At 57.8% G+C, this 8,596-nt stretch carries 5 protein-coding genes and 3 pseudogenes; 4 read left to right on the top strand and 4 right to left on the bottom strand.

Annotated features, from left to right (window positions below; translation table 11 throughout):
* Positions 1-300 precede the first annotated feature (300 nt).
* Positions 301-489 (top strand): annotated as a pseudogene (locus N554_RS42470) (glutathione-dependent formaldehyde dehydrogenase); the annotation flags it as partial.
* 51 nt (positions 490-540) lie between these two features.
* Here N554_RS42470 and N554_RS0129635 read toward each other — a convergent pair.
* The gene (locus N554_RS0129635; RefSeq protein ID WP_029586766.1) at positions 541-1,446 is read right to left on the bottom strand and encodes an NAD(P)/FAD-dependent oxidoreductase; all 906 of its coding nucleotides are present in this window, start codon (positions 1,444-1,446) and stop codon (positions 541-543) included.
* A 793-nt stretch (positions 1,447-2,239) separates the two neighbouring features.
* Positions 2,240-3,164 (bottom strand): annotated as a pseudogene (gene ligD / locus N554_RS0129625) (non-homologous end-joining DNA ligase).
* A 133-nt stretch (positions 3,165-3,297) separates the two neighbouring features.
* On the opposite strand from ligD, the gene N554_RS0129620 reads away from it, so the two are divergent.
* On the top strand, positions 3,298-3,492 hold the full coding sequence (locus N554_RS0129620) for a DUF3606 domain-containing protein (protein ID WP_029586763.1): 195 nt from the start codon (positions 3,298-3,300) through the stop codon (positions 3,490-3,492).
* Between the two features lie 996 nt (positions 3,493-4,488).
* Here N554_RS0129620 and N554_RS0129615 read toward each other — a convergent pair.
* Complete coding sequence (locus N554_RS0129615; protein ID WP_029586762.1) at positions 4,489-4,692, bottom strand: hypothetical protein; 204 nt, start codon at positions 4,690-4,692, stop codon at positions 4,489-4,491.
* Between the two features lie 327 nt (positions 4,693-5,019).
* Between N554_RS0129615 and N554_RS36680 the strand changes: the two genes are divergently transcribed.
* Together N554_RS36680 and N554_RS36675 are read left to right on the top strand one after the other, a co-directional pair.
* A complete protein-coding gene (locus tag N554_RS36680) occupies positions 5,020-6,531 on the top strand; it encodes a glycosyltransferase (protein WP_197033798.1) in 1,512 nt (503 codons plus the stop codon).
* A pseudogene (locus N554_RS36675) lies at positions 6,513-7,582 on the top strand (glycosyltransferase family 4 protein). Before N554_RS36680 ends, N554_RS36675 begins: the two are co-directional and overlap by 19 nt.
* 201 nt (positions 7,583-7,783) lie before the next feature.
* Here N554_RS36675 and N554_RS41305 read toward each other — a convergent pair.
* Positions 7,784-8,200: an EF-hand domain-containing protein gene (locus N554_RS41305; protein WP_029586761.1), complete on the bottom strand. Its 417-nt coding sequence runs from the start codon at positions 8,198-8,200 to the stop codon at positions 7,784-7,786.
* Between the last annotated feature and the right edge of the window lie 396 nt (positions 8,201-8,596).

The following is an 8,596-nucleotide window of genomic DNA, read 5'->3' as shown; positions in this document are numbered from 1 at the left end:
AGAACGTTGTACGGAACGGTGACCCCGAAGTCGTCCAAGGATTCCTGAAGGCTCAGCAGGTTCTGCCGCACGCTGTCCACCAGCGTGCCCTCGACGTCGAATATGTAGCCGGAAAACAGCATGTTGCCTCGATGTAAGGCAAACGCCCATGAACCGGCATCGTTTCATAACTCCGTCATATTAGATGAGAACGGCGGGGCGATATCGCTCGAAGGATTGCCCAACGCCATAAAACGAGTTCCGCCAAGGCTGCGTCCAGGTGCAGCACGGCGCGCGGGAGTGGCCGCTTTTACGTAGGACATGACTTTCCGAATGGCACAAACCCCAGCGCAACGCTATCTCCCAAAATTGTTGGACCGGATTAAAAAGGGTGAGATCGACCTATCCTTCGTTATCACTCATCGGGCATCGCTGGAGCAAGGACCCGAGCTTTACAAGACATTTCGCGACAAAAAGGACGGCTGCATCAAGGTAGTCATGAAGCCGTGATGCCATACATTTTGACTGGCGTGGAGGACAAATTACGATGCTTGGCCGGTATCAGCGGAAGTTACGCGGCAAGCTATTGTGGATATGCGTTGCCGCGACGGCCGCATGGCCTGTTCCGACCGCGATCTGGTGAAGGTCCGAAACGATGTCTCCCACGGCGTAGAGACCACTCACGATAGTTTGCTGATGCACGTCGACCTCGAGGCAGCCGAGAGTGTTATGGCGCGCTCCAAGTTTTGTGCCCAGTCGTGAGCGGACGTCACATCCCAAGACGGGATAGATGACGTCAAAGCTTTCGTGGCTTCCGTCGCTCATCACTGCGACCATCCGTTCGTTCAGGCGCTCGAAAGCCACCACATGCGCCGCAGGAAGGCGGATGGAGGCCTCCGCCAAATTGCGACACACCGCCTCGCTCGCCGCCTTGCCGTCCAAAGTAAGCAAGGCGACGTCCTTTGAATAAGTACGCAGGAAGAGCGCCTTGCTGGCAGCGTCTGCAGCGTGGCCCAACACGCCGATGCGCAGGTCGGATGCCTCGAACCCGTCGCATATTGGACAATACCTGATAGCCCCGTGATCGATGGCTTCTTTCAGCCCCGGAATGGGAGGCTTGCGGTCCACCAGGCCCGTCGCAAGAACTACGCGTTGTGCCGAAATGTTCGCTTGTGAGCATCTCGCCAGGAAACCGGCTTCGGCTTTTTGTAAATCCGAAACCCGGTCGTTAATAACCGCGACGCCATAGGTCTTAGCCTGCTTTGCGAGCGCATCCAATAGTTTCGGCCCCGCAATTCCATCCGCGAAACCCGGATAGTTGTGGGTTTCCGGGATCAGCGCCGCTCGGCTTTCGCCACCATCGATCACAACTACCTTGCGCCGGTATCGCGCAAGGTAGATGGCCGCCGTCAAGCCGGCGGGCCCGCCGCCGATGACCAAGCTGTCGGTGCGGTTCAGTTGATGCATAACATTTTCAAGTCGATAAAGCAGCGCTGCGTCGGACGACACTGTGCAGCTGGCCAGTGTCTGGGCGACCGAGGAGATTGTCCGGCCCGGAGCTTTCGAGACCATTTGTCCTGACATACGCCTTTAGCCGCCAAGCACGTTTCCCCAACCGTCAAACACGAAACCGTTCCAGGCGATGGTCCCATCCTGCCGCTCGACGTGGCTGCATCGGAAGGCATCGGCTTCTTCACCGCTACAGGAAATGATCGTATCTGATCTCTCATCATGAAGAATGGCCGGCTCAGAAGGATTGAAGTCCTTCATGGGGTGGAGAGTGGGCGATAGCTCCTGGCTGGGCATATGGCTATAACCCGCCGTGGGAAGATCGGTTCAGCCCGCGTGTCGAGGACAGCCGGACATGCGGAATTTGTCTGTGTTACCGTCCAGCGGGCGAGGGATCGACAATGGACTTGGACGCGCCGCCAGGCGCAGGCTGCATGGGCGGTGGCGTGCCTCCCTGTGGACTTTCCGCTGGCGCGTTCTCTGAGCCGGTCGAGAGCGGCCCGGTCCATCCTTGGGGCTGCAACTGGCCCTTGTTGTCTGGCAGCACTGTGCGTCCAGTGCTGTAGGTCGAGTCGCCCGGCTTTTTGTCTTCGCTCTTTGTCTGGGCCGTAACCATAGTTGTCCAAATGACAAGACAGAACACTGCAAGTGCAAGGCGCATGGTCAATCCTTCGAGAGGTTCTTTTTTCAACTGGCGGTGCAGCGAAAGGTTCAGTAAAAGACATCCCGTTCAAAGCTGACGTGGCGCGCATCATAAATCCTCCCGGATACCTTTGAAGAACGGATGGCGCAGTTTGCCTTCGGCCGACTTGGCGCGGTATTCGATCTCCGCCTCCAATGACGGTTCAACCCATATGCCCTTGTGTGCGATCTTTTTGGCGTAGGGTTGGGTCTTGCGGATCAGGGGTTTGAGCCGGGCCTGAACGTCCTTTGCTGATGCAGTGTCGAAGCCATGGTCAACCTTTCCAGCGTAGATCAGTTGGTTTCCTTTGTGGCGCCCGACGTAAATGCCATCGAACTCATTTTCTTTGATGGCGAAGCCGGCAATCGGCAGCGTCTCGCGCTGCTGGCACGTCACCTTCACCCAATCGTTACCGCGCCCCGACGTGTACCGGCTGTCTCGCACCTTTGAAACCACGCCTTCCAGCCCGATGGTGCATGCGTGCTTGAACATTTCCCGACCCTCGATCTCGAAACTTTCGCTGAATTGAATCGCGGTCTTCGCGATTAGCTTCTTCAGCATTGCTTTTCGTTCGATCAAGGCGAGTTGTCGCAGATCAAATCCGTTGAGATAGAGCAAGTCGAATGCGACCATGACAATCTTCTTTGACTTCCCGCGCAGTTCGTTCTGAAGCACCGAGAAATCGGTAACCCCATTGACAGCCGGCACCACGACTTCACCATCGATGATGGCCGTTCCCGCATTGATCAGGAATGCGTCATCGGCGATTTTCTTGAAACGCTTCGTCCAGTTGTTGCCGCGACGCGTGAAGACCTTTGGGTCATCCTCGTTATGAATGTGAAGCTGAACGCGATAACCGTCGAACTTGATTTCATGGATCCATCGTTTGCCGGACGGCACCTTGTCGACCGATGAGGCCAGCGCTGGCTCAATGAATCCGGGGAAAGGTGCCTTTCACCCCGATGGCCGCCGGTTTCCTTCGCTGAAACGCCACAACAAACTCCGCGCCACAGAAAAGGGGATTCAAGACGGCGACCTGCGGATTCGTTCCGGCCTGCCACGGGGTCTTAATGATCGACGGAACTCACGTCTTTGTCACACGTTGCAGTGAAACAAAGGGGAGCGGGATGGCGAAAAAGCAAACCAGTCGCGGACGTAAACAGGACCGCGCGCGCGTAGCAGGCGGGCAGGACTATGAGGTCGGGTATGCGGCAAAGAAGTCCCGCAAATCCAAAGCTGCCGTAAAGAAAGCCGTGAAGAAGGTGGGCAGCAGCCGCAAGAGGGGTCGACGACCTGGCGTGGTAGCCTTCGTCAGTGACTGAAGCCCTCGTCATCGATGTCGGCCTCAAAACCCTTCGGCAATCGTGGCGGGTTTTCGCTATCAGCCGGGTTGCACCATGGGCATGGCACCCCGGTGCCGCCGCAGTCGCAGGCGCGATCACCCTGCCAAGGTCTGGCCGGGTGGAATTCACACACCCAGCCGCAGTCGTCATACAGTGCGCACTTCATCCAGGGGCCCGTCCCAGGCATCAGTCAGCCGCGCCGGACGACTGAGGCCGTTCAAGTTAGTGTCTCTGGGGTCTCCAGAGACACGGGCCAATAATCAAAAGCATTGTCGCTCGTTCCCGGATCTTAAAGATTATAATGCAAGAGAACCCCGCCCGGCACTGGGGCGGGCGGGGTTCACACTGGGCGGCTTGGACGGGGCAGTGGGGCGCGCCCAGTTGTGTAGTTTTAACCGCCCCTTCACGTTGCGTTTTGAGAAAACGCAAGTCCTGAGCACAAAAGTTCAGATTTCAAACGGACACTACCGAAAGGCCGCGGTCATGGCTGCGGAATAAGAAACCAGCTCCTCGAGTGCGTGATCGTCACTTCTGGATCTCTTTTCAGTGACGCGAGCCATCGTCCTCGCCGTCTGTCTTAAAACCGTTTGGCATGCGGGGCGGGGTATCCCCATCATCCGGGTTTACACCATGGGCAAGGTGCTCCGGCGCGGTCACTGTGGGAACGCTCGCCGGCTTGCAGACCGTGCCAGGGAAGAAAATTGGGATGGAGGAGCCGATGCCGTGGGCGGGCAACGCTCTGCGCTACAGATTGGCACCGCAGCGCCGAGCAGGTCGGACACCACGACCATCTAGAGCGCTAGCGTGCGCCGGTCAATTCCGGTCTTCCCCAAATAAGCGGAGAAGGGTCACCTACTAAATCGATTGCATCGCCAAGACCAGCGTCGCTGAGAGCAGCGATGAAAGGGCGACAACGTCCAATCGGTCTCGCGCTTCCTGCTGTTATCTGTTCGAGCAGTAACTCTATCCGCTTCATCATTCGTCCTTGGGAAGCCGGTCAAGATAGGCGAGTCCAGAACACGTGAGTTCTTCAGTCTCGCTTTGGCTGGCCTCCAACTTCCCTTGCAAATGGCGCTCCAGTAGGCATCGTCGAGCGTCCGCAACGTCGACGTCGCCATGCGTCGCCAGATAGACGGTCCAAGCCGTATCGACCGCCTTTCGAAGAACTTCATCGACCATCCTCCAACTCCAACAGGCGTGACCACTGACGGCAACTCACGTTGCCCTCGGAAGTTTCCGGATCGCCCGAGGTTCAACGGTAACAGAATCGCCAAGTTGGGAAACCTGTCGGTGCGACGCTCGCGCGGCCGCGATGGCAACGGCTTAGATCAAGTCGCACCCAATCGCATCCGAGCGTACGCATCGTTTCGCCGGGCGGCATGCACCCCACGGCGGATCTCGATTTGGTCAGGTCCGCGGCTCAGTCGCCGCAGTAGCTCAGAGCGCCAAGAAATCAGGCGATCCGGATCCATAGTTTCGAGCAGCTCATTACTCGTCCAAAGCACGATGAACAAACGTTCATCTAGTGCAATTCGCGACCGAACTCCAGCCGGAGCAACTTCTTGGCGCTTTCGGACTTATTGCCAATGGAAAAAGTGGAAGAAGCGTCCTGGAGGGGCGCTGATCAACTTTACTGTGCCGTTGCAAATTTGCGGAATTTGTAAACCCCGACGAGGCCACTTTCCCGCACTCGAGAACTGTAAGGGTGACCCCTCGATGTCCATGCTGAGTTCCGCCATTCAACGATCGACCCTCGGCCTTCATTCGCTTGAACATTACGAGCCGTTGATCGGCGGGGCGACGATCGAGCGGATAGCCGCGAAGGCCGATCGGGTGCGCACGATGCGCGTCGCCCACATTAGTTCGACGTTCTATGGCGGTGGCGTCACCGAGTTGCTAACGCCGCTAACTCTGATGATGAATGCAACAGGCATCGAAACCGACTGGCACTTGATTCAGGGAACGCCGGGCTACTTCGGCTGCACTAAGAAAATTCACAATACGTTGCAAGGCGAGAGCCTGGATTTTTCGGACGCCGAAAAGACGATCTACGAACAGGTCGTGTTCGAAAATGCCACGCGGCTTCATCTTGAGGAATGCGACGCGATCATCGTGCACGATCCTCAGCCGCTGCCGCTCATCACGCATTTTTCCGATCGGGAAATGCCGTGGCTCTGGCAGTGCCACGTCGATCTTTCATCGCCGTATGCGCCGGCATGGACCTATCTGCGGCAGTTCATCGAGCAATATAACGCCGCTATCTTCTCGCTCCCCGAATACAGCAAGGATCTTCGGGTTGACCAGCGGTTCGTCACTCCGGCGATCGATCCGTTCTCTGCGAAGAACCGCGATCTGTCCGATCGAGAGATAGGAGAATTCCTGGGCAACTACAAAATTCCGACAGATCGTCCATTGGTGGCGCAGATTTCCAGATTCGATCGATGGAAGGATCCGATGGGCGTGATTGAGGCCTTCCGAAAGGCAAGAGAGCAGGCCGACTGTAGGCTCGTGGGCAACAACGCCTCTGACGATCCGGAGGGCGGGAAAATCCTCGAGACGATCAAGAGTGTTGCCGACGAAAGCATCATTGTTCTTGCGGTCGATGATCCGACCTTGGTGAATGCGCTGCAGCGATCTGCCGCTGTCGTCCTGCAGAAGTCGACCCGCGAAGGCTTCGGTCTCACGGTGACCGAGGCAATGTGGAAGGGCGCCGCCGTCATCGGCGGCGACGTGGGAGGCATCCGGCACCAGATCAAGGACGAATGGAACGGGTTTCTTGTGAGTACGCCCGATCAGGCGGCCGCAAGAATGGTCCAGCTCTTGAAGGATCCCGGCCTCCGGCAGCAGATCGGTTCGCGAGCGAAAGAAAGCGTGCGGCAGAACTTTTTTGATGAGCCGGCTATTAGAGGATTGGCTCGACCTGCTGTCCAAATACGAACGGCCGGTGGTCTGACCGGTTTGGATTCGAGAGCCCCTGATACCTCAATGGTGGAAAGCCGATGCGAATTGCTCAGGTAGCGCCTCTGGCCGAAAGTGTTCCTCCCAAGCTTTACGGCGGCACCGAGCGTGTGGTGGCGTGGCTGGTCGATGAACTAGTAAGCTTGGGGCATGAGGTGACGCTGTTCGCCAGCGGGAATTCGAAGACCTCCGCCCGGCTCCATGCAGTCTGGCCTCGGGCTCTTCGCCTCGGCCGCCCACGGACGGACCCGATGGCTGCCACGGCAGCGCTGTTGGAAGCGGTTGCCCGGCACGCGGCCGAATTCGACGTCATTCACACGCATATTGATTGGGTGCACCTGCCGCTCCTGAGCCGACTTGGCGTGCCCTTTTTGACAACCTGCCATGGACGCATGGACTTGCCGGGCTTTTCGGATGTAATCCGCCGCTTTCCCGACGCGCCCTTCGTTTCGATATCGGATAATCAGCGCCTCCCCCTGAATGAGGCAAACTGGCTGGGCACGGTTTACCACGGCTTGCCGGCCGACCTGTTCAGACCTTCGTTCGAGCGCGGCTCCTATCTCGCCTTCCTGGCCGGTTGACGGCCGAGAAAGGACCGGAAGCCGCCATCCGGATCGCGCGCGCTGCCAAAATGCCGCTTCGTATCGCCGCAAAGGTACCGCGGGGCGAACGAAACTATTTCAAGGAGCAGCTCGAGCCGCAGATCGACGGGGAGCAAGTCCAGCTCACCGGAGAGGTCAATGATGAAACGAAACGTCAGTTTCTGGCGGGCGCGGCTGCGTTACTGTTTCCTATCGATTGGCCAGAACCGTTCGGTCTCGTCATGATCGAAGCCATGGCCTGCGGCACGCCCGTCATTGCCTTCAAGTCCGGCTCAGTGCCGGAGGTCATCGACGACGGCATAACCGGCTTTGTCGTGCCGGGGGAAGCAGAAGCTGTTGAAGCGATCGGAAGACTTTCAGAACTCGATCGGCGGCAGGTGCGCAGGCATTTCGAGAAAAGGTTTACCACTAGGTGGATGGCGCAGGAGTATCTCCGTCACTACAAGACTTTGGGTAAACCGAACGCCGGCGAAGTTCATGCCGGCATCCATCAGGTCCGCCTTGTCTAACGGTTCGGTCCCCCGATCGCTCTCTGGCCCCGTAGCGATTCCGGCGACCCCAACCGGAGCTCGCCGTGCCTTTTCGAGAGCGGGCCGAACAACCAGGGGACGCGGATCGACTGCAATTGCGATTTCGGATGTCAGAGTTGGGCGCGGTCAGACAAAGCTAGACGTCAGTCCAGCGGCCTGGAAGAGATCGGCCCGAGCTGGCTACGGCTGCGGAGCCGACCTTCTGGTTCCCTGCATGAACGCTTGCATCTCCTCCTGGGTCAACTGGCCATCCTTGTTGCGGTCCATTGCCTTGAAAATTCGTTCATGAGCCGCCTGAAACTCCTGCAATGAAATTTCCCCGTCGCCATCGTCCATCAGAGCGAACATCATGCGGAACATCATCGGGGACCCCATCGCACCGCCACCCATCATGCCGCCACCCGTCATCCCGCGGCCCATCATGCCGCGGCACATCATTCCTTGCCCCATCGTGCCGGTGCCTTCCTCGCCCATGGGATGGTATTGCGTTTGTTGCTGATCTGGCTTGAGCGTCATTCGCTCCTGTGCAATCGCACCGACAGCGCCATATGCCAGAATAAGAGCAGACATCGTGAGCCCGAGAACGCGCGTGTACATTTCGAATCTCCTCATAAACACACACTCCTGTCCGATTAACTCCGCACGAGTGATATTGATCCTCTGAGGTCCCAGTTTTCGTCCAGCGTAGCCGCCACGCTGATCGACTACTGAGATGGTTAGTTTTTGCCGGGCGGGATCAGGACGAAGACCGCACGCGCGACAGCCACATGCAGGACCGCTCTGGGTCAAACTGAGAAGAACTCAGTGCGAGCGTATGTTTTCCGCTTTGCCCTCAAACTCGGACATCGCCCGACGCATTCGGCATGTCTCAAACGTGCCACGAACGGACGGTGATGCCGCCAATGCCCCTGCGAATTGCAGGGCGATCGAAAGCTCTTGTGCTAAGTCTGCTACGTTTCATCAATCGTTGATCGCTGCGGATGAAACCAGCAA

Source organism: Bradyrhizobium sp. URHD0069, assembly GCF_000701345.1.
Lineage (GTDB): Bacteria > Pseudomonadota > Alphaproteobacteria > Rhizobiales > Xanthobacteraceae > Bradyrhizobium.
The sequence above is the reverse complement of the archived record's forward strand: the minus strand, read 5'-3'. Positions and strand labels throughout refer to the sequence as shown.

What these genes read in the sequence shown, in the direction of transcription:
- N554_RS0129635 (WP_029586766.1), bottom strand. Translation starts at nt 1,446, where the DNA reads ATGCATCAACTGAACCGCACCGACAGCTTGGTCATCGGCGGCGGGCCC.
- N554_RS0129620 (WP_029586763.1), top strand. Translation starts at nt 3,298, where the DNA reads ATGGCGAAAAAGCAAACCAGTCGCGGACGTAAACAGGACCGCGCGCGC.
- N554_RS0129615 (WP_029586762.1), bottom strand. Translation starts at nt 4,692, where the DNA reads ATGGTCGATGAAGTTCTTCGAAAGGCGGTCGATACGGCTTGGACCGTC.
- N554_RS36680 (WP_197033798.1), top strand. Translation starts at nt 5,020, where the DNA reads ATGAACAAACGTTCATCTAGTGCAATTCGCGACCGAACTCCAGCCGGA.
- N554_RS41305 (WP_029586761.1), bottom strand. Translation starts at nt 8,200, where the DNA reads ATGTACACGCGCGTTCTCGGGCTCACGATGTCTGCTCTTATTCTGGCA.